Consider the following 21313-nt stretch of genomic DNA (forward strand, 5'->3'; position numbering starts at 1 on the left):
CGGCGAAAAGGTCCTCTTTGAAGGTGCACAAGGTACTATGCTTGATATTGACGAAGGTACTTACCCATACGTAACTTCATCAAACACTATCTCAGGCGGTATCTGCTCAGGTATTGGTATGGGTGCTGCCGCAAATTACTACTATAATAAGACCCTTAAGCAATTGGATTTGGCACAGACCGCTTTAATTGCGGGGATGCCTAACGCACCTGTTGCTTACGATCCTTACCTATATCCACAAAAAGCTAGATATCGTCGTAACATTGTTTTAAAGACTATGTTAGAAAACGATAAGATCACCAAGAGTCAATATAACCAAGCAATTAATGAGCCAATCACTAAGGGTCTTCGTCCTAGACATTCAAACAACGAATCTAAGATCAGAAAGATTGACGACCCATATATTAAGGAAGCTATTTCTGAAGTTAAGAGCAAGGGCTTTGACCCATACAATGACAATTTAAAGATAACTATTAATATTGACCAAAAGGCTCAAAAAAAGCTCTACAAATTGGCCAACAACGGCTCCGTACCTTTCACTAATGATAAGATGCAAGTTGGTGCTACTGTAGTTGATCCTAATAATGGTCACGTAGTTGCTATCTTAGGTGGTCGTCACTTACCTTCTGTTCAATTAGGTCTTGACCGTGCTGTTCAAACAGGTAGATCAACTGGTTCTTCTATCAAGCCAGTACTTGATTACGGTCCAGCTATTCAATATTTGAACTGGTCAACTGCCAAAATGATTGACGATAGTAAGTACGTTTACCCTGGTACTAATATTCAACTTTATGACTGGGATAACAAGTACGATGGTATGATGACCATGCGTAAGGCTTTGGAACAATCAAGAAACGTTCCTGCCGTTAAAACACTTGCTGAAGTTGGAGTTAAGCGTGCCTCCGCATTTGCTCGTAGAATGGGTGTTAATGTTCCTGCAAACTCAGGCTTGTCTGTTGCTATTGGTGCTAATGCCTCAAGCTTGCAAATGGCCGGTGCTTACAGTGCATTTGCCACTATGGGTATCTATCATAAGCCACAATTTGTTTCTAAAATTGAAACTCCTGATGGTTTAACCAGAAACTACGATTCAAATGGTGTCCGCGTTATGAAGAAGTCAACAGCATACATGATTACTGATATGTTGAAAGGCGTTATCAAGCGTGGTTCAGGTACTAGTGCTAAGATCGCCAACTTACACCAAGCTGGTAAAACTGGTACTGTTAAGTACTCAGATGAAGATTTAGCTAAATATCCTGGATATAATTCAACACCAAAAGATTCTTGGTTCGTTGGTTACACTAGATCATATGTAATGGGCGTTTGGACTGGTTACGATAATTTAAAGGACGGTACTATTTCAGGTGTTGGTCAACAATCAGCTCAATTATTGTATAAGAGCATGATGACTTACCTCATGAGAAACAAGCAAAATCTAGATTGGAAACAACCTAAGTCAGTTGTTGGAGCTCGAATCGTTAACAACTCTAACCCACCTGAGGTTGCTACAAGTGGTGGTACTTGGCAATTATTCGTTAGAGGTCACGCCCCTGCCGGAATTGGCAATAGTGCAACTAGTTACGATGAAGACGATGAAGAAACTGATACTAATAGTAGCGACAGTACTGGTGCTAATTCACCAGCTACAGCTGAAAGTAGATCTTCATCAACCAGTGAAAATGGTTCAACAAACCAATCAAGTCGAAGTCAAAGGGCTTCTTCACAGCAAAGTCGTACGCAGTCATCTGCATCTTCTCAAGCACAAAGTAGTGCAACGTCTAGATCTGAAAATAATAATGATCGGCGTGAACAAGAGAATTCTAGTTCAAACGATTAATAAATAATTTATAAAGTCAAACTGCAAAATGCAGTTTGGCTTTTTGTTTACTTGATTTTATGTTTTGTCTGCTGGAACGAAGTGAAAGCAGACTTTTAATTTAAAAAATAAATTTAGTAACAACTCACTTATAAAATACTGCATAAAAAAAGAAGCAATTAATTTTAATTGCTTCCAAAATTATTATTTTTGAGAATTCAAATATGAATACGGATCGCCTTTTGCTTTTGAAGGCATTGTATAGCGCCCAAATAGAATCATTGCGTGATGAGTCTTAATCCATTCATCTTTTGGCAAAATCGCTTCTAGTCGTTTTTCTACCTCATGTGGAGTGGCCTTTTCATCTACAATATGAAACTTCTTTGATATTCTTGAAACGTGAGTATCAACTGCGATTGCAGGAACACCATAGCCTTCGGCTAAAACTACATTGGCAGTTTTCTCTCCTACTCCAGGTAATGTCATTAAAATCTGTTTATCTTTAGGAACTTGACTATTATATTTATCTACCAAAATTTGAGCTGTAGCTTTTAAGTGTTTAGCTTTCGATCTATACAGACCAATTGTTTTGATTTCATTCTCTATTTCTTCAATTGGTGCATCTGCTAAACTCTCAGGAGTTGGAAAGTCCTTACTAAATTGGGGCATTACTCGGTTAACCATCTTATCTGTTGTTTGAGCACTCATTAAAACTGCACATAATAAATGGAATTTACTGTCCCAATGTAATTCTCCCTTAGCATCTGGATAAAGAGATAAGATCTTTTTTAAAACCTCGCGGGCCTCGTCATCACTTAACAATTTTTCTGCCATATTATCTATTCCTCTTTAAAAATCTTTCAACTTCTTCTGGCGTTTTCAGATTATGTCTCTGCCAATTAAGTAAAACACGATCAATATATTTTAAAGAATACGCCTGCGATAATACTGCTTCTCGCAATGCTAATTCTATAATTTCTGGATCATAATGGTCAACACTGAGCCACTGAGCTATTTCTTCACGCTCAATGGGACTTAAATAGCGACCAAATTCTACTTCAGCTTTTCGAGATAGATAATTTAAGGGATTATTACCTAAATTATTGGTAACGGCTACTGTCTTATCTTTCTTATCATCTTTAATTAAAATATTCTGATCAATATATTGATCAAGAGCATCATATAACTTGTTTAGGCTGTACTTATTGCCAATTTTATCCTGATCATCAGTCGTTTGTTCTATCGTTAAATAATTTCGATCAATCAAACGTTGAATCAAATTGCCTACATCTGTGACTGACAGGTTGGTATTGGCAGCAATTTTCTCATTTGATGGAAATGATTCGCCTCGTTGATTAAAGGCCTCAAGTTGAATAATTAATAATAATTCTGCGTCACTAATATTTAAACGAGGATAATAAGCTATTAAGCCATTCTGTAAAGTCGTAAATCCTAATGCACGATAGTCATTAAATTGCAAAATTGATTTTCCTTTCAAAAATAAAAGTTGAACTAACAACTAGTCCAACTTTTGTTTAAATATTTAATTTTCAAATGCGAATTAAGGTTGCATTCTGTTGATCAATCTTGGGAATGGAATTGCTTCACGGATGTGGTCAAGGTGACAAACCCAAGCAATAGTACGTTCAAATCCCATACCGAAACCAGAGTGAGGCACACCACCGAATTTACGCAAGTCAAGGTACCATTGGTAATCTTCAAGGTTAAGACCTGCAGCCAAAATTTGTTGCTTCAAAACTTCGTAGTTACCTTCACGTTCTGAACCACCAAAGATTTCACCATAACCTTCTGGTGCGATAACATCAGCACATAAGTATTCCTTAGGATTGTCTGGATTCTTCTTCATGTAAAATGGCTTGATAGAAGTTGGATAGTTGACAATAAAGACAGGACGATCGTATTGTTCAGAGATGTATCCTTCATCAGGTGCTCCGAAGTCGTCACCCCACTTGAAGTCTCGACCAGCATCTTGAAGCATCTTTACAGCGTCATCGTATGGAAGACGGGTAAAGTTGCCTTCAGTAGTTGGACGAAGCTTTTCTGGATCTCTACCTAAAATCTTAAGTTCGTATTCGTTCTTGTCCAAAACTTGCTTAACCATGTAAGCCAAGTATCTTTCTTGAATATCGAGAGATTCATCTTGGTGCATCCATGCCATTTCTGGTTCCATCATCCAGAATTCGGTCATGTGACGACGACCCTTTGATTCTTCGGCTCTGAATGTTGGACCGAAAGTAAAGATCTTGCCGTAAGCCATGGCACCAGCTTCACCGTATAATTGACCAGATTGTGATAAGTATGCATCATAGTCAAAGTAGTCAACGTGGAATAATTGAGTAGTACCTTCTGGAGCTGAGTGCATGAAAATTGGGGCATCAAACTTAATGAAGCCTTCCTTTTCAAAGAAGTCTACAGTAGCCTTAAACATAGTGTTTCTAATTTGCATAATTGCAAATGGCTTCTTTGATCTTAACCATAAGTGACGGTGATCAAGTAAGAAATCAACACCGTGTTCCTTGTTACCGATTGGGTAACCTTCGTTGTTTGAAACTACCTTCAAATCAGTAATTTGAATTTCGTAACCAAAGTGAGAACGTGCATCTTCGTGAATAGTACCAGTAATGTAGAAGCTGGCTTCTTGTCTAAGAGTTTTAGCAGTTTCAAAAACTTCTTCTGATACATCGTTCTTGCGAACTACCCCTTGGAAAAATGCAGTACCATCACGTAATTGCAAAAAGATAATCTTTCCGCTTGATCGTTTATCTGTAAGCCAAACATGCATCTTTACTTCTTGGTCAACATGCTTGGAAGAATCTTTAATTGAAATCAATTCTGTCATAAAATTCCTATCCACCTTTTTATCATTTATACAATGTACATGATACCAAAGTTTCTACAAATTATCGACTTCTGAGATATCATTTCCATCTTTAAATTCATATAAAGTATAACCTAGATTACCATTTGGCTTTTTATAGGCAACTTCCCAAACAGCTTCACCTTTGTACCAACCCAGATTAATATGATTAATTGTAGCATTTGAATGAGAAGATTTAAACTCATTTTTAATATTAGCTTCACTTACACCCCTTTTAGCAGGATATAAGTATGCCTTTTTTGAATTAGGCAAATAAATAAAATAATATCCTTTGCCTTTTTTATTTGTACCATTAATTGCGTAGCTGCTTGTGCCACGGTCTAAATGATAATACTTAGAGATATTGGTAATTGGCGTTTTGCTTCTAGCCAATTCAGCTATTCTTTGATCATTGCCCCTGCTCTTTGAGCCTGCAGCGTAAAAAATTGCAATACTTACAAAGAAAGCAATAATGATTAAACCAATTACCCATGCTACAAATTTAATTGTTTGCCTTGTATCATCTTGTATCATAACTATTTATTTTTTAACTTCTTTTTTAGTTCTTTCAATGTTACTTTTTCAACTTTTACAGGAATCGACTGCAAAAATGCATCCCCATAATTTTTGGTCCAGATCCTTGGATCCAAGATAACGAATTGTCCATGATCATGTTCGCCACGGATCAAGCGTCCCATTCCTTGTCTAAAGCGAATAATCGCGCGAGGAAGACTATCTTTTTCAAATACGTTAGCTCCCTGGTCCTCTAGTTTTTTCTGTCTCAAGCGCACCTCAGGCTGATCTGGAGACTCAAATGGAAGGCGAGCCGCAAATACGGTATCAATACCACAATCGTGGAAATCAATTCCTTCCCAAAAACTATCAGCTCCTATAATAATTGCTTTTTTAGCAATTACAAATCTTTTAGCAATTCGATTGTTGGAACCTGACATACCTTGGGCCAAAATCTCAAAGTCTTTCAGCTCAGGTGCATTTAAAGTTTCAGTAAAGACATCATGAATCTTATCAAGATTAGTCATTAAAACCAACACGTGATTTTTATCTGCTAAATCGTTAACCATAATTTGAGCAATGTCTTTTTGATAGTCTTCACTATCTGGATTAGGCATATTAATTACAGCAAAAGCTTCCAAATGTTTCTTCATATTAAAGGTACTCTTGCCAATATACTTAACTAAATTCATCTTGCCCAAAGCCAACTGACTAATTGCATAATCAAAATTATGATCACTAGTTAATGTAGCACTGACAAATGCAATATGATCAAAACGACTATAAATTTGATTAAGAACATCGCTTGCATCAAGCATTAACCAATCTAAGTTAGTACTGAGCGGATCCTCTGGATTAGTGATCATCAAAATAAAGCCATCTTGAGCTAAATTCTTTTGATCGGATAACAAGTCGGCCAATTGATAGCCTTTTTCAGAATAATAGTCTAACCGATCGATTTGCTCAGTAATATCGCCAACTAAAGCTTCAACATTTGCCAGCATTCTTTCTTGCTCATGATAAAGTTCAAACAAAGTCTGATTGGTTAATTCTCTAACCTCTTCTAGTTTTTGTTGAAACTTAGGCAATATTTGTTTAAAACGACTATCTTGATTGAATAAGCCCTTACCCTGAAAACTAAGTTCAAGAGTCCCGTTAGGCAAGTTAACCTTATTGATGGCATTATCATGCTGTGCATAGAGTTGTTTTTGCAACTCATTAATCAAATTGATTAACTCCAAGATCATAGGATCTAGCTTAGTCAATAAGAAATTGATCTGCACATTATCGTTAAATTGGCTTTCTACGCTGTCATTTGAATAATATAGCAAATTGCGTAAATGACTCAGGACACCCCAAAGTGATTCAAAACGCATGGAATCATTGCGAGAACTAATTACATTATCCGCAAAACGGTGAGCCTCATCAATTACCAAATAAGGATTTTGACCCCAAATAGTATCCATATAGTGGTTAGCCAGATAAGCATGATTGGTAACTAAAATATCGGCTTCTTCTTGCTTACGACGAGCCAAATTCCAAAAATCAACTTCCGCAAATCGACTACCCACACGAGCATCCCCCGGATGTTGGATCTGAGCAAATAGCGGTGCATTGTAATTGGTTAAATTCAGCTCATCCAAATCGCCAGTCTTAGTTTTGGTTAGCCAAACCAAAATTTGCATCTGCAAAATCAAAGTTGACTTATTAGGCGTCCCCTGAAAAATCGTTTGCACAAAACCATCTAGGTCTAGATAACGACTACTTGATTTAACAACCTCAGCCTTCAAATCAAGCTTTGTCACCTTCAGTAGCTGTGGAATTTCTCTTTCCATTACTTGTTCTTGCAAAACCTTAGTTGGTGTCGCAATTACCAATTTTCTTCCTGAATATAACTGATAAGCATAAGCAAATATATAAGAAAAAGTCTTCCCTGTACCGTTAGGCGCTTCTACCAACATTGCGTTTTTCTCAGGATTATTAATGAACTGATGCAAATGATTGATTAAATCAACTTGTGCTCTACGAAAATGTAATTTTCCTTTAAACAGCTTACGCTTATCATTATCATTTTGCGGAAATGTACCATTTTCACCATGACTGTCAAAACGTTCATTCTGCTTTTGCAAAATGATATTGCGTATCTGCATATACTCTGCCGGCAGCGGCCTTTTTTCTTGTCTTAAACTATCAGCGATTGTGGTAATCACCCATGACGTATCACGAATCAAGCCATGCGCTAAAGAACTTAATGTATTAAGCGTTGCTTGTGGCAAAGTCTCAAGCTGCTTAATGATTTTAATTAGCAATATAGCTGTACCATAAGCATCTGAATCGGCCTTATGTGGATTCAAATGCTTAATTTCTAATTGTGCTGTTAAATCGCTTAACTTATATGATGGCAAAGTTGGAAAAGCAATTTTAGCTAATTCAACTGTATCAATTGCTTTGTTGGTTAACGCATCATACCCGTGTTGCGTTAATTCATAATTTAAAAATGGCAAGTCAAAATCAACATTATGCGCTACAAATACTGTATTCTGCAAAATTTTGACTATTTTAGGTGCATAAAAATCAAAGTCTTTTTGCTTTTGTACATCTCCATTACTAATACCAGTTAAATTAACAACAGATTGAGGTATTTCACGATGGGGATTAATCATAAAAGAATAGGTTTTAACAACTTTAAGATTTTTAATAATTGCACACCCAAACTGAATAATGTGATGGCCATTTTCTCGTTGAGTTCCTGTAGTTTCTAGATCCACTACAGCAAAGATATCTTTTGCGAATATTTTTGCCATCCTGCTCCTCCCTTCTTGTTTACTTAACTTCTACTGCTTGTTTAGCATCAAGCAAAATTAAATACTTTCCAATTACTTTCTTAGTACTAAATTCATTTAATGCTCGTTCATATAAACGAAGCTGTCCGGTATATTTTTCTTTAATTAATTCTATTGCTTCATCTAAATGCGATTTGTCTACATGATCAGTTTTGTAGTCAAACAAAATAATACCATTATTTATAATAAAATAGCCATCAATCGTACCATGAACCAAAATTTTTGCATTTGGATCACTAAAATCATCAAACAAGGTTCTGGCAGACAGCAAACTAGAGAAATCAACTTCTCTTTTTAAATCTTCTGGTCTTTGCCAAAAATCTTTAGCAAAATCACTATGGACAAACCATTCAATTTGATCTTTTTTAAGACTCGAAACAATGTCCGCATTCAATTTTTTCTGTTCAATTAAATGCTGAATCTCTTGCTCAAGCTGTTCATCACTTCCGTCACCAGTATAATCATAGTATTGCAAAATCAAGTGTGTAGCAGTACCGATCTCCGCCCCGGTAAACTTAGTTTGATAGAGGAAACTTGGTTTCGTATCGATCGGCTGCAAATACCGGTTAGTTGAGGCCAGCAAATGCGAATTCTCCAGCTCTGCTTCATCTGGGTCATTGAAGGCCTTTTTAATTTCAGAAACAGCCTGGTAAGCAGTAGTTGCAATCGCATCTTTAAAAGGATAGTCAAATTGATAAAGCTTAGTAGCAGTTTCTGTCAGTGTTTTAATTTCTGGCTCGCTATCTTTACGAGTTCCCTTTTCTTCATTGACAGCATTATTTGCAATTGCATCATCATCTGAAAAATCTACGAAGAGAATTGGCTGACTCTGATCAAGCGAATTCGTAATATCACTAATTCTGATTGCTACACGACGATCAAAAGCTAATGCGGGGCCCATAAAGCTTAATGGTGTTGTTGCAGCTAATTTATCTGCCAATGATAACTGACCTTCATGATCCAACTCGTTAGACCAGTCTTTGACCTTTTTATCAAAACTAGGAATATCACCAACCATAATTAACTTTTGCTTAGCCCGCGTTAAAGCTACATAGAGAATACGAGCTTCTTCTTCAAGCAATTGTCTTTTCTTAGTAATATTACCCATTGCCTTAACTAAGGAGTCAATTCGATAATGCTCCTCTCTTAAAGTAACACCTAAACCATCAGCATTAATGACATAGTTACCCTTTAAATCGCGCAACTGATACTGATGATGCATCCCTAAATAAAAGACAATTGGAAATTCCAGCCCCTTAGAACCGTGGATAGTCATCAATCTTACTGCATTTCCCGCCTCTTTAGTTAAAAGCGGTTGAGCTAAATCCTTTTGACTTTGACGCATGCGATTAATAAAGTTGATGAATTGATATAATCCTTTAAAGCCAGCACTTTCATAAGAAGTAGCTCTCTCATAAAGTGCTTCCAAATTGACCCGACGCTGCTCACCATTAGGCAAAGCAGTCATGATTTCTAACAGATTGGTTCGTGTATAAATACTCCAAATTAATTCAGAAATTCTGTGCGTAGTCGCAAACTCACGCAGCGATGCCAATTGATTCAAAAAGTCTTTGCATTTATCGCTGAGCTGATCTCCCACACCAACATATGAAGTAAGGGCACTATAAAAACTGCTGTTTTTACTCTTAATTCTAATCTTAGCCAAGTCTTTTTCACCGAAATTAAAGAGTGGTGAACGCAAAACCGTAACCAGAGGAATGTCCTGATCAGGATTATCGATAATTTTCAGATAATTCATAATGACAGTTAATTCGAAAGTTTGAAAATAATTCTCGGCATCAGTCACAAACAAGGGGATATCTTGTTTGGCAAATTCCTGCATGATCTCCAGATTATCACTATGACTTCTAGTCAAAATAGCAATATCACTGTACTTCATCTCACGCATTTGTCCGCTTTTACTATCGAATACCTGCATGTGCTCTTCTTTTAGCTGCTTAATTCGTGCTAAAACCATTTGGATTTCTGAAAAATCGACCTTATCGCTGTTTTCGTCTCCACCTCTTTCTTTTTTATGAATGATTACCTCACTAGCCTTAGGCAAATTGCTTGGATAATATTTGGCACCAAAAACCAATTGCCCTTCTTTTTGATAATCAATTCCACCAAAATTAGAACTCAAAATACTATTAAACAGATGATTGACAGTACGAGTTACAGGCTCGGTTGATCTAAAATTATCCGAAAGCAAAATACGTTCTTCATGTTCGTTTTGTTCTTGAGCAAAATCATGATACTTTCTTAAGAACAAACTAGGTTCAGCTTGTCTAAAGCCATAAATCGACTGCTTCACATCCCCTACCATGAACAAGGTATTCTTCCCTGGTTGTCTAACCTGTTGAATAATATTTTCCTGCAGAGCATTAATATCCTGATACTCGTCAACCAGAATTTCTTTAAACTTACTTTGATAAAAATCTCTAGCCATCTGTGAGCTAGACGTATCCTGACTGAGAATGCGATAGGCTAATTGCTCCATATCACTATAATCAATCAGGTCCTCATCGCGCTTTAACTTGTTAAAACGCTCAATTAGGGCGATTTCAGCTTGCGCAATCGCAGCTACGATCTTTTGACCATCTTGCATTACCTTTACTTGTTCTTTTTCATCGGTGGCAAAAAATGCCGTAAAGGTATCAAAGACCTGACTTTTGGCTTCATCTTTTAACTTTTGCAAATCACCGTAGAACTCTAGCAGATCTTCATCCCATTTACTCGACTTGCGGTATCTACCATTAAAAGTACACAAACGCAGTAAATCTCTTTGCTCATCATATGGTTTATCCTCATCCAAGGCCGCCAAGAAGTTCTGTAAGTTTTGATCAAACAAACTGAAGTCTTCTCTGACTTTTTTTAGTTCCTTGGTTTCAAAGATAGTCTCTTCTAAGCGCCCATTGATTTTATTTTCTAGGCCCTTAAAACTATCTAATAAGTATGGCTTAATTTGGTTTTGCCATAAATTAGACTGAGTAATCTCAGCTCCAGTTTCATACACCTCTGGCAATTGCATTAACCAGGCATGATATTCTGGCTTAGCCATCGCATAGTTATACAAATCTAATAACAAATCTCGCGGACTGTCAGCATCCCGGTCACCAGCAAAATTATCATAAAAACGTCTAAAGTCAGAATCCTTATTAGTTAAAAATTCACCTTCAACTTCTCGCAAAGCACGTTCTTTTAATAAAGCTGCCTGCGTTTCGTCGGTTAGAATCTGAAAACTAGGATCTAAATCTACTGAATAATAGAAACGATGAATTACTTCAAGACAAAAAGCATCAATAGTTGAGATATTGGCAGTATCCACTTGATTCAGTTGTTCTCGCAAGTATCTCCGATTGACGCCTGGCTTAGCCATTTCTTGCGTCAAGGCATTCTTTATTCTCGTTTTCATTTCTTCTGCAGCTGCTTTAGTAAATGTCACAACCAACAGTTCACTTACTTGCGTTCCTGCCAAAATTTCTCTCAAAACCCGTTCAACCAAGACTGTAGTTTTACCACTACCAGCCGAAGCTGAAACTAAAATATCGTGTCCACGATCATTGATCGCTTTTTCTTGCTCTTTAGTAAATTGTGGCAAAATTAGTCCTCTCTTCCTAATCTTTCTTTGATTTTAGCTAACAGATCTTTTTTCTTCATATTACTGATTTCATGGTATTGATTTTGTCTAAGCATCGCATCAAAGAAGAAGATATCCTTGAAGTCTGAATAAGTTAGAGCATTTTGTGACTTACCATATTTATACGGATTCAAACTAATCTTACCGGACAGAATCTGACTTGATGCTTCCTTGATCAAATATTCATCATACTCTAGCAACAATTCAATTTCTTCTTCACTGAAACTACGATTGGCAGGCAAACTAAATCCACCTTTAGCTTTAGTTTTAACACCAGTATAAAGCTCTGAAACCTGCTTAGTGCTTCCTTCTAGTAACGGTTCAGCTTCCGTTAAAATATCCGGGTCGTTACTGATGATGCCGTTGTACATCAATTTAGGCTTGCTATCAGTTGCAGCTTGACGAAGATTCATAGAACTATCGATCAGCTTATCGCTGTTCAGTCTCTCTAACTGTCTAGTAACTGTTTGATAAAATGCACCTAATAACGACAATTGATCGCTTCCGGCAAAGAATTGATTATTATTAGCTAAAACATCTAGATATGAAACCATCTGTAAGGCGATGCCATTGTAAAACATACCTAAATCAAACTTTTTAGCTGATGACTTGTAGTCAATAACCTGTGCTAATACTTGATCCTTGTCGGCAAAGTTAGCCAAATCTACCCGGTCCATTTTTCCGCGTAAATCAACATGGTGATTGCCTGATAAATCAGGGACTGCAAAACTAAGACCTTTAAGACGTTCTCCTACCCCAAAACTTAATTCAGAGTACTTAGCTCTAAGTGGCGTTTTAGTTAGTGACTTACGCCAATTGTGAGCTACTTTCGAGGTTGTATGATCCAGACATTTGAACAAATACTGATTAAACGGATCATTCATTAACTGGGCATATTTTCCTTCATCCTTCATGACTTCTCTCACAGAATTAAGCATACTTTCTAGCTCAGTACCATTGAGATCAGCCAAATCAAGGTGACGCTTATTAAGTTGCTTTACTAAACGGTCAAAGGTTTCATGGAAGTAATTGCCCGCTTGAATTACATCAAATTCATTTTCAAACCGGCGTCGTAATCTAAAACCATAAGTTAAGAAATATTCATAGGAATTTTTATAAAAAGTTTCTAGTTGAGAAACTGATGAGTTTAGATTTTCACCATATAACTTAGTAGCTAGTTCTTCACCAATATCCTCTGGTTGATTATCAAATTGACTAGCATCTAAAACAGAATCCGTCTTCTGTGGCAATACTTTTTGAGTCAGCTGAAGCAATTTAGTAATCGCTGACGACTTAGCTAATGAGTTCATATAAGCCAAATAACCTAAACTGGCATCTGCATTTGTAATAAATGACAAGAGATCCTGCATTTTTTCTGGCAAATCATGCTGCTCAAATTCACGAGCACCATAGTCGCTTAAGCGTTGATAATAGATAGAAGAATTTAGCGTCTCATTTGATGCATTTAAGACAGGATATGACACATACACACGGTCTTGAGCTAAGGCCAGTGATAAACCAAATTGGTAGTTTTGATCCAAATTATTTAATTGTTGATTATCTTCCAAATATGAATCTGAACTAAAACTATCCTGCAATTGAGCTAAGTTTTCAGTGGTTAAAAAGCCTGGCATCTTTTGAATAGCTGGCAAATTACCGCTAGTTGCACCAATAATGAAGACCTGCTTATAGCCACTAGTCTGAACCATTCCGATTTCAGATAAGTTAACTGCATCAAGCGTGGATGGAATTTGCGAGAAGTTAGCCTCCTTAAAGGCATTAATCAACATATTGAAAAATTCATCCATATTAAATTCTTCAGGATTAATCATTAAATAGTCACTAAGCAATTGAATCAACAAATCCCACAATTGCTCTGGCTGTTGTGCTTGTTGCAAGTCTCCAGCATCATTAGCGTCATCACGCCATTTTTCTAGTCTAGCGGCAATTCCATTTTCGGTTAAAAAGTCAAAAAAGATCGTTAATGCCTTTTGACTATCTTTCTCTTGTGCTAATTTTTCAAATAAATTAGTTACTTTATCAACCAGATAACTACGCAAGCGATCAATCTTAGCAACTTCTTCATCCATCTTATCCAGACGAATGACTTCCGCATTCACAAAGTCAGAAAACTTTTTACGCCACAAACCGTGATTAATACCGTGAGCCAAGACAAAATTTTCTAATTCATCGACATCATGAATATATTCGGCTTCTTCTTTATACCAAGACGGAATAAGCAAATGCGTTTTTAAAATTGCTAGCATACTCGAAGTAGTAAAAGGATTGCCTTTTAAATCATGCAGATTAAACAGGTTTTCAATTAAAACAACTAAAGGGTGATACTTCATCTCTTGCTGCAAGTCATTGAAGAAAGGAATTTTATTCTGCCTTAAAATTGGCGTTAAGTAAGTCTCGTATTCCTTTAAATCTGGTGCCAAGATCAAAAAATCATGATAACGGTAATTGCTTAAAGCAACCTGCTGATAAATCGTACGTGCAACAAAATATGCTTCGGCATAACGTGAATCTGCTTTTACCAACTGTACTTGATTTAAATCGTCAGTTTTTGAAATTGCTTCAGTCCATAAACTATTAAGTATTTCGCGTTTTGTTGGTTTTGGTGAAAGAGGGAAGCTGTTGACCGTATACTCCATTTTTCTTTCTTGCAAAAATGAAGTAAAACGACTGATCGTCTGCTGGATTACATAGTCGTAGTCGCCCTCTTCGGCCTGCGGATTAATGTCACCTAACCTTGTTTTGAAAGCCAAAACCACATTTTTAGCCTTGCGCATCAGCAATTTAATAGTTAAAGTTTCTTGCAATGAAAAATGCGAAAAATCACAGAAATAAAAACTAGTATTACCTAGGTTTTTATTCTTAGCCAAAATTTCATTCAACTGAACTTGAACTTCATTTTTGGTAGAAAATTTACCTGCAATTTCTTTAATAAAAGCATCGTAAATAATCCGTAAATCGTGAACCTTACTCTTAGTTTCTTGATCTAAACTATCTTCATCGATATCTTCTAAATTTACGTTGCCATCATAAATTTGTAAAATAGTACTGTACAACTGATTAATTAAACCAGTATTTGAATTTTCAAAGATGGTTAGCTTATCTTTTTCTTGTTCTACGATATGCGTAAGCAGCATTGCACTTGCCGCATCATCTAGCTGTGTAGGCAAGCCTTGTTCCGCATCTTTTAAGAAGAACCAAGCAAGACGAGAAAAAGAAAGGACGTGCAAATTCTTAACTGCCGTCTCACTTTGATTTTTACTGATTGCAAGTTTATTAATTGCCCTAACTTCTGTGGTAAACTTAATATGATTAGGAACAATGATAAAAGTTTTATGTTCTGGATGCTGCTGATAATTCCGCACTGCTTCTTCCAGAATTTTTTCTTGTAATGGGTCGGTTTGTCTTCCTGTTAGAATTTTGATCATTTGTTCGTACTCCTTGTTTAATATTCTAGCACAACAAGGTTCTATCTTTTATTAAATCTATTTTTAAGGATGATTAAATAATGAAGTATAGTTTTTTAGCTCACGGAAAAGTGATTATTATTGGTGAACACTCTGTGGTTTATGGCTATGATGCTTTAGCAATGCCCATTAAGGCTTTGCATATTAAAACCACAGTTGAAGATTCTGATCAAATGTGGATGGATACCGCACGCTATCATGGTCCTTTCTTCGATGCACCAGATAAATACAATGGACTTAAATATGTGGTTAAAGCCATGCGTGAAAAAGCCAAGAATACCCAGCCTTTAAAAATCACTTATACAGGTGAAATTCCGATGGAACGTGGTTTTGGTTCCAGTGCTACCGTGGCGCTTGGCACAACTAAAGCATTAAATCAATTTTTCAATTTAAACTTAACCGAAAAAGAAATCATGGCGGTTACTAACCATGCCGAAATGATTAATCACGGCAAAGCCTCTGGTCTTGATGCTGCTACTGTCAATTCAGACTATCTAGTATTTTTCAATAAGGAAATGGGTCCTAAGATGCTTAAAGCAAAACTGGGTGCTACCCTTTTAATCATGGATACTGGGCAATTAGGCAATACTAAAGAGGCTGTTACCCAAGTAAGATCATTACTAGATAAATCCGAAGCAGCCAAGAACAATATGAAGCGTTTAGGTGAATTAGCTGATTTAACCAAACAAGCTTGGCTTAAACAAGATAGTCTAACAGTAGGAAAAATCTTTAATGAAGCACAAGAAATTTTGCATTCTTTCAATATTTCTACTGCTAAGATTGATCAATTACAAAAATTGGCTTTAGCTAACGGTGCTTTAGGCTTTAAACTCTCTGGTGGTGGCCTAGGCGGGATCACTATCACATTATGTAAAAATCAAGAAATCGCTAATGAAATAGCAGCTAAGTGTCAAGATATCATTAGTAACAGCTGGATCGAGGAAATTTAATGACAAAAACTGCACGAGCACATACCAATATCGCCTTAATCAAGTACTGGGGCAAAAAAGACGCCATTTTAAGAATTCCATTGATGTCGAGTCTATCAATGACGCTTGACGCTTTTTATACCGATACTTCCATTGAAAAAGGAACAGACACAAATGAATTCTATTTAAATGATAAAAAGCAATCTCTTGCTAACAGCCAACGCGTTTTTAACTATATTGAGAAGTTGCAACAAAGATTTAACTTAGATAAAGAAAATCTTGTAATCAAATCTACCAATCACGTTCCAACAGCTGCAGGTCTTGCTTCTTCTAGTTCCGCTTTTGCGGCCCTGGCGGCAGCTTTTTGCGCCTATTATCATATTGACGCGGATAAAACCTTATTATCACGTTTGGCTAGAATTGGCTCAGGTTCCGCAAGTCGTTCTGTTTTCGGTGGTTTTTCCATTTGGCAAAAAGGCGATTCCGATGAGACTTCTTACGCTTATGCTTTAGATGAACACCCTAAAATAGATCTACATCTACTTGCGATTGAATTGAACACTAAACAAAAGAAAATCTCATCAACTCGTGGCATGAAAGATGCTCAATCTTCCCCATTCTTTAAGCCATGGCTTGCACGTAATGAACTTGAACTAAACAAGATGATTAGCGCTATTAAAGATGAAGATTTCACTGTCCTAGGCGAACTAGCTGAACTCAACGCTAATGAGATGCACGCAATTAACTTAACCGCTCAACCAGAGTTTACTTATTTTGAACCCGATACCATCCAAGCTATAAAATTAATAGAAAATTTACGCCACAAAGGTATTGAATGCTACTATACTATTGATGCTGGTCCAAATATTAAAGTGCTCTGTCAATTAAGAAATATAAAAGAAATTATTGAAAACTTTGAGTCAGAATTCAATAATGTTAAGATAGTGAGTGCAAGTTTTGGCCCTGGAGTTACTTATTTGGATTAATTTGTACATAGAAAGTTAGATAGATTCGAGGATTTAATTCTTTTGATAACAGAAAAAGCACCTGGAAAGTTATATATTGCCGGAGAATATGCAGTTTTAGAGCAGGACTGTCCTGCTGTTTTAGTAGCGGTTAATCAATTCGTACGCGTTTCAATCACCAAAAGCAAAACTTCTACTGGATTGATTCACTCTAAGCAGTATTCACAGGATTCTATCCACTGGGTTCGTCGTGGTTCTAAGATGGTAATTGATAATCGTGATAACCCATTTGAGTATATTTTGTCTGCAATTTCCTTTACAGAACAATATTGTATTGAACAAAATATCAAGATGAAAGTATACGATCTGCATGTTAATTCAGACTTGGATTCTGCCGACGGTAAGAAATATGGTTTGGGCTCAAGCGCTGCTGTTACTGTAGCCACTGTTAAGGCTATTTTGCATTTTTATGGCGTAAAAACGAGTAATGAGCTTGTTTACAAGCTTTCAGCCATCTCTCACTATTCCGTTCAGGGCAATGGCTCCGCAGGAGATATCGCTGCTAGTGTCTATGGTGGTTGGCTTGCTTACCAAACCTTTGATAAAACTTGGCTAAAACATGAACTTGATAAAAAGACATTGTCTGAAGTAGTTAATGAAGCTTGGCCTGGCTTAAAGATCCAACTGCTCAACCCACCTAAGGATATGAAGTTGATGATCGGTTGGAGTCAAAAGCCTGCTTCTACTTCTCGCTTAGTTGATGAAACTAACGCTAACAAAGCTGCTTTGAACATGGAATACAAGAACTTCTTAGCATCTTCTAGAGCCTGCGTTTTAAAGATGATCGCTGGTTTTGAAGCAAACGATATTTCATTAATTAAAAAGCAAATTCGCGCTAACCGTAAATTATTGCAACACTTTGCTAAAATCAACCAAATTGCCATTGAAATTCCACGTTTGACTCAATTAATCAGAATTGCGGAAGACTTTGGTGGAGCTGCTAAGACTTCTGGCGCAGGCAATGGCGATTGCGGTATTGTAATCACCGATTCTAATACTGACGTGGCCGCTCTTGAAAGCGAATGGCGTCATAATGGCATTTTGCCCCTTAATTTTAGAGTTCACCAAATAAGTTTAGTTCGTTAACGGAGAATATATATGTCAATTAGATCCGAAAGAAAAGAAGAACATCTGAAACTAGCTCAGATGTTTTTTAATAAGCAAAAATACAATAGTTTTGATCAATTACATTTACTTCGCCCTGCTTTGCCTGAAACCAAAGTTGATACTCAAATACTAGGTGTAGAGATGTTTAAAAAACGCGTCTCTGCGCCTTTTTTTATCAATGCAATGACTGGCGGCTCTCAAGAATCTAAAGTCGTAAACAAAGCCCTAGGCCATGTAGCTGCAAAAGAAAAGATTGCTCTTGCATTAGGATCTGCTAGCATCCTTGCTAAAGAAGAAGATCAATTAGATAGTTTTTATGTAGCCAGAAATGAAGATCCTGACGGTGTTTTAATAATTAATATTAATCCAGAAACACCTGTAGAAGCTACTAATAAAATCATTCATGAGTTAAACGCTGATGCTTTGCAAATTCACCTTAATACGGTTCAAGAAATCGCTATGCCCGAAGGTGATCGCAACTTTTTCTGGTTAGATCATATTAAGGCATTACGTGATCAAATCGATCTTCCGATTATTATTAAGGAAGTTGGTTTTGGTTTAGATGAAGCAACTATCCATACTCTAAAAAACGCCGGCATTGAATATTTCGACATTGCTGGCAGTGGTGGCACCAATTTTGCTCAAATTGAAAATGCTCGTAATTCAAGGGATGTATCATATTTAGAAGATCTTGGTCTCTCTACAGTTGTTTCCGCATTAATGGCGAAAAAAGAAGACGTCAACTTCATTGTCTCTGGTGGCGTACGTAATCCTTTAGACGTATTAAAAGGATTAGTACTAGGTGGACAATACGTCGGCATCTCCAATGTCTTTTTACAAGAATATAATCAAAATGGTGTTGCAGGCTTAGAGCAATTTATCTCTGCTTGGAAAAACGAACTGGCTGCCTTAATTGCTATTTATGGTCAAAACAGTCTTGCATCCCTACCTCAAATCAAAAAGTATTATGATCTGCCTTTGAAAAATCAAATCGATCAGTTACTTTAAATCTTTTGATTAGAGATAATCTCCTCATGCTTTTTAATATGCTCTATTCGTTCATCATCTTGTGAGATCAGCAAAAGAAAGATAGCTTCAATCATAGTAAAGGCAGCTACTCTTGAGAAGTAATACTGCTTTTGCCAGAACATTTTTAGATGAAAGTCCTGAAAGCATTCTGACTACAGTGAAATTCTTTGAAACTGGCGTAGATGAACAATCAGGCATCATTATGAAGAACACTAAGGATCAAATGGTAGTTATGGCTTTGTCCATGAGAGCTAAACAACCAAAGCGCGGTGTTGTTTCAGGGACCAAAGGCTACGTTGAAATTAATCACTATCCACGTGCTACTGAAGCAGATATTACCTACACTGCCAGTGCTCATGAAGAAAAGCATGACAAGATTACGGCTGGTGACAGCGACAAGGCCTTAGAATACGAAGTACAAGATATGCAAAGATATATTGATCAAGGCCATGACGATGGTCAACTTCAAATGTCACACGATATCGCTCACATTTTGACTAGTGTTAGAACTTCATGGGGGATGAAATATCCTTTTGACGATGAAAAATAATTAATTAATATAAACTAAAAACAGCAGATGTCGTAACATCTGCTATTTTATTTTACATAATCAAAAATATTTTAATTTAGATTAAGTAAACTCAAAATTTCTTTTTGCACTGTACTTTCATTGCTTAAACCAATAATTTGATCAGCTGCCATTTTAGCTTCTTTTAAAGCTGTGGCAGTGGCATAGCTGCGTCCTGCATACTTAAGCATCCCTACGTCATTGCCACTATCACCAAAAGCAACCATTTCACTTGGTTTAATACCCAATTTTTGACTCAAATATTCTAACCCTACGGCTTTATTCATGCCTTTCGTCTGCATATCAATCGAGTCAGCCGCACCAGAAACAAAACCAATTTTAGGATATTTTTGTTTTAATTGCTCTAGCACAATTGGCATCTCATCTTCCGGTACTGTCAAACTAATCTTGAAAATTCGGTCATCGATTTCATCAAATGAATCAACTACCTCCAAGTGTTCAACATACTTCTTCATTTCTTGAACATAAGCTGGATCATTACTCTTTTTGACGTATGCACTAACTAGCCCCATAACAATTGCTGGATAATGATACTCATCCGTAATCTTGAGCAAAGTTTGATATAACTCATCACTTAAAGCATCAACGTGCAAAATTTGCTTTCCTTGAGCTACCAAGGCACCGTTTTCTGCCACAAAATAAATCTGATCAATCACATCAGGAAAACGTGTCATCAAATTAGCATACTGATTGCCACTTGCAACAACAAACTTAATGTCTCGCTTGCGCATCTCTTTAAATTCTCGTTTAAAAATTCCACGATCATAATCTTTGTCGTCGTTAAGCCACGTACCATCCATGTCTGTTGCAATTAATTTAATCATTTTCTCAATCCCTTTGGATAAAAGTTCTTCAAAACTTGATTACCCGCAACTTTACCAAAACTAAAGATCATCTTTTTATAGCTTACCAAAACAAAACCACGTAGATCGCTCTTTACTTTGATAGTCTCACCGTGTAGATAATCTTGATATTCTTTGTCATCAGCTAAATCAATCACGCGCTTTTGTTCTACTTGACCTAGCACTTCAGCCAATTGATGTCCTGGCTCAAAGCGCTTTTTCTTTAAAACACCCAGTTCTACACCGTTGTTTAAAATATGTAATTTAGTTTTACCAGTGAATTCAATTGCAGGTACAAAAACATGATCATTGCTTACCAGCGCCTTTTTACGCCAATCAGCTAGTTCTTCAGGCAAGTTGAACTTATCGATTGCCTCGCCCACTAGTTCTTGTTCATTCTTGGTCAAACACAATGCATTACGCTTATTTTTACGCTTTTTCTTGGCAACCTGTTCTATTTCACCTGGCTTTTGCAAAATCGCCGCAAATTGCCCTTCACCAACGCCATCTTGTGGCCAAAAACGCAAAGTCCTGGTTAAGTCAGGATTATCATTGCCCCATTCTGGACGACCGGCACTAACGCGCTCATCCTTTATTTGACTGTCTAAAATAGTAAA

14 protein-coding genes and 2 pseudogenes are annotated in these 21313 nt (G+C 36.8%); 6 read left to right on the plus strand and 10 right to left on the minus strand.

Annotated elements, in window-relative coordinates:
* On the plus strand, positions 1 to 1837 hold a 1837-nt coding region (locus BN1206_RS05400), incomplete at its 5' end, for a transglycosylase domain-containing protein (protein ID WP_197072913.1).
* 183 nt (positions 1838 to 2020) lie between these two features.
* Here BN1206_RS05400 and nth read toward each other — a convergent pair.
* The 7 genes from nth to BN1206_RS05435 form a co-directional block, all read right to left on the minus strand.
* Positions 2021 to 2650 carry an endonuclease III gene (gene nth / locus BN1206_RS05405; RefSeq protein ID WP_013438045.1) on the minus strand — a complete coding sequence of 210 codons (630 nt, stop codon included), beginning with the start codon at positions 2648 to 2650 and terminating at the stop codon, positions 2021 to 2023.
* A 1-nt stretch (position 2651) separates the two neighbouring features.
* A complete protein-coding gene (locus tag BN1206_RS05410; RefSeq protein WP_022087315.1) occupies positions 2652 to 3296 on the minus strand; it encodes a DnaD domain protein in 645 nt (214 codons plus the stop codon).
* 81 nt (positions 3297 to 3377) lie between these two features.
* Positions 3378 to 4676: an asparagine--tRNA ligase gene (gene asnS / locus BN1206_RS05415; protein ID WP_013438047.1), complete on the minus strand. Its 1299-nt coding sequence runs from the start codon at positions 4674 to 4676 to the stop codon at positions 3378 to 3380.
* Between the two features lie 54 nt (positions 4677 to 4730).
* Positions 4731 to 5228: a hypothetical protein gene (locus BN1206_RS05420; RefSeq protein WP_013438048.1), complete on the minus strand. Its 498-nt coding sequence runs from the start codon at positions 5226 to 5228 to the stop codon at positions 4731 to 4733.
* Positions 5229 to 5230: 2 nt separating this feature from the next.
* Positions 5231 to 8011 carry a helicase C-terminal domain-containing protein gene (locus BN1206_RS05425; RefSeq protein ID WP_022087314.1) on the minus strand — a complete coding sequence of 927 codons (2781 nt, stop codon included), beginning with the start codon at positions 8009 to 8011 and terminating at the stop codon, positions 5231 to 5233.
* A gap of 19 nt (positions 8012 to 8030) precedes the next feature.
* Positions 8031 to 11651, minus strand: a complete 3621-nt coding sequence (gene addA / locus BN1206_RS05430; RefSeq protein WP_013642013.1) for a helicase-exonuclease AddAB subunit AddA — start codon at positions 11649 to 11651, stop codon at positions 8031 to 8033.
* 2 nt (positions 11652 to 11653) lie between these two features.
* Positions 11654 to 15136, minus strand: a complete 3483-nt coding sequence (locus BN1206_RS05435; RefSeq protein ID WP_052543029.1) for a PD-(D/E)XK nuclease family protein — start codon at positions 15134 to 15136, stop codon at positions 11654 to 11656.
* A gap of 80 nt (positions 15137 to 15216) precedes the next feature.
* On the opposite strand from BN1206_RS05435, the gene mvk reads away from it, so the two are divergent.
* From mvk to fni, 4 genes are read left to right on the plus strand one after another with little or no spacing between them, the layout of a single operon-like run.
* A complete protein-coding gene (mvk, locus tag BN1206_RS05440; protein ID WP_013642015.1) occupies positions 15217 to 16125 on the plus strand; it encodes a mevalonate kinase in 909 nt (302 codons plus the stop codon).
* A complete protein-coding gene (gene mvaD, locus BN1206_RS05445) occupies positions 16125 to 17090 on the plus strand; it encodes a diphosphomevalonate decarboxylase (RefSeq protein WP_014565902.1) in 966 nt (321 codons plus the stop codon). Before mvk ends, mvaD begins: the two co-directional genes overlap by 1 nt.
* A gap of 42 nt (positions 17091 to 17132) precedes the next feature.
* Positions 17133 to 18215: a phosphomevalonate kinase gene (locus BN1206_RS05450; RefSeq protein WP_013438053.1), complete on the plus strand. Its 1083-nt coding sequence runs from the start codon at positions 17133 to 17135 to the stop codon at positions 18213 to 18215.
* 12 nt (positions 18216 to 18227) lie between these two features.
* Positions 18228 to 19244 carry a type 2 isopentenyl-diphosphate Delta-isomerase gene (gene fni, locus BN1206_RS05455; RefSeq protein WP_013642018.1) on the plus strand — a complete coding sequence of 339 codons (1017 nt, stop codon included), beginning with the start codon at positions 18228 to 18230 and terminating at the stop codon, positions 19242 to 19244.
* On the opposite strand, the pseudogene BN1206_RS10100 reads toward fni, so the two are convergent.
* Positions 19241 to 19378 (minus strand): annotated as a pseudogene (locus BN1206_RS10100) (MurR/RpiR family transcriptional regulator); the annotation flags it as partial. The gene fni and the pseudogene BN1206_RS10100 sit on opposite strands and share 4 nt — an antisense overlap.
* Here BN1206_RS10100 and BN1206_RS05460 point away from each other — a divergent pair.
* Positions 19369 to 19815 (plus strand): annotated as a pseudogene (locus BN1206_RS05460) (dehydrogenase); the annotation flags it as partial. The pseudogenes BN1206_RS10100 and BN1206_RS05460 sit on opposite strands and share 10 nt — an antisense overlap.
* Before the next feature lie 71 nt (positions 19816 to 19886).
* Here the strand turns inward: BN1206_RS05460 and BN1206_RS05465 are convergent.
* Together BN1206_RS05465 and BN1206_RS05470 are read right to left on the minus strand one after the other, a co-directional pair.
* Positions 19887 to 20678, minus strand: coding sequence for a Cof-type HAD-IIB family hydrolase (locus BN1206_RS05465; RefSeq protein WP_052543031.1), 792 nt, complete (start codon positions 20676 to 20678; stop codon positions 19887 to 19889).
* On the minus strand, positions 20675 to 21313 hold a 639-nt coding region (locus tag BN1206_RS05470), incomplete at its 5' end, for an RsmF rRNA methyltransferase first C-terminal domain-containing protein (protein WP_197072914.1). The genes BN1206_RS05470 and BN1206_RS05465, both read right to left, overlap by 4 nt.

This window comes from Lactobacillus sp. OTU4228 (genome assembly GCF_001006945.1).
Taxonomy (GTDB): domain Bacteria; phylum Bacillota; class Bacilli; order Lactobacillales; family Lactobacillaceae; genus Lactobacillus; species Lactobacillus amylovorus.

What these genes read in the sequence shown, in the direction of transcription:
- asnS (WP_013438047.1), bottom strand. Translation starts at nt 4,676, where the DNA reads ATGACAGAATTGATTTCAATTAAAGATTCTTCCAAGCATGTTGACCAA.
- BN1206_RS05435 (WP_052543029.1), bottom strand. Translation starts at nt 15,136, where the DNA reads ATGATCAAAATTCTAACAGGAAGACAAACCGACCCATTACAAGAAAAA.
- nth (WP_013438045.1), bottom strand. Translation starts at nt 2,650, where the DNA reads ATGGCAGAAAAATTGTTAAGTGATGACGAGGCCCGCGAGGTTTTAAAA.
- BN1206_RS05425 (WP_022087314.1), bottom strand. Translation starts at nt 8,011, where the DNA reads ATGGCAAAAATATTCGCAAAAGATATCTTTGCTGTAGTGGATCTAGAA.
- mvk (WP_013642015.1), top strand. Translation starts at nt 15,217, where the DNA reads ATGAAGTATAGTTTTTTAGCTCACGGAAAAGTGATTATTATTGGTGAA.
- BN1206_RS05465 (WP_052543031.1), bottom strand. Translation starts at nt 20,678, where the DNA reads ATGATTAAATTAATTGCAACAGACATGGATGGTACGTGGCTTAACGAC.
- mvaD (WP_014565902.1), top strand. Translation starts at nt 16,125, where the DNA reads ATGACAAAAACTGCACGAGCACATACCAATATCGCCTTAATCAAGTAC.
- BN1206_RS05420 (WP_013438048.1), bottom strand. Translation starts at nt 5,228, where the DNA reads ATGATACAAGATGATACAAGGCAAACAATTAAATTTGTAGCATGGGTA.
- fni (WP_013642018.1), top strand. Translation starts at nt 18,228, where the DNA reads ATGTCAATTAGATCCGAAAGAAAAGAAGAACATCTGAAACTAGCTCAG.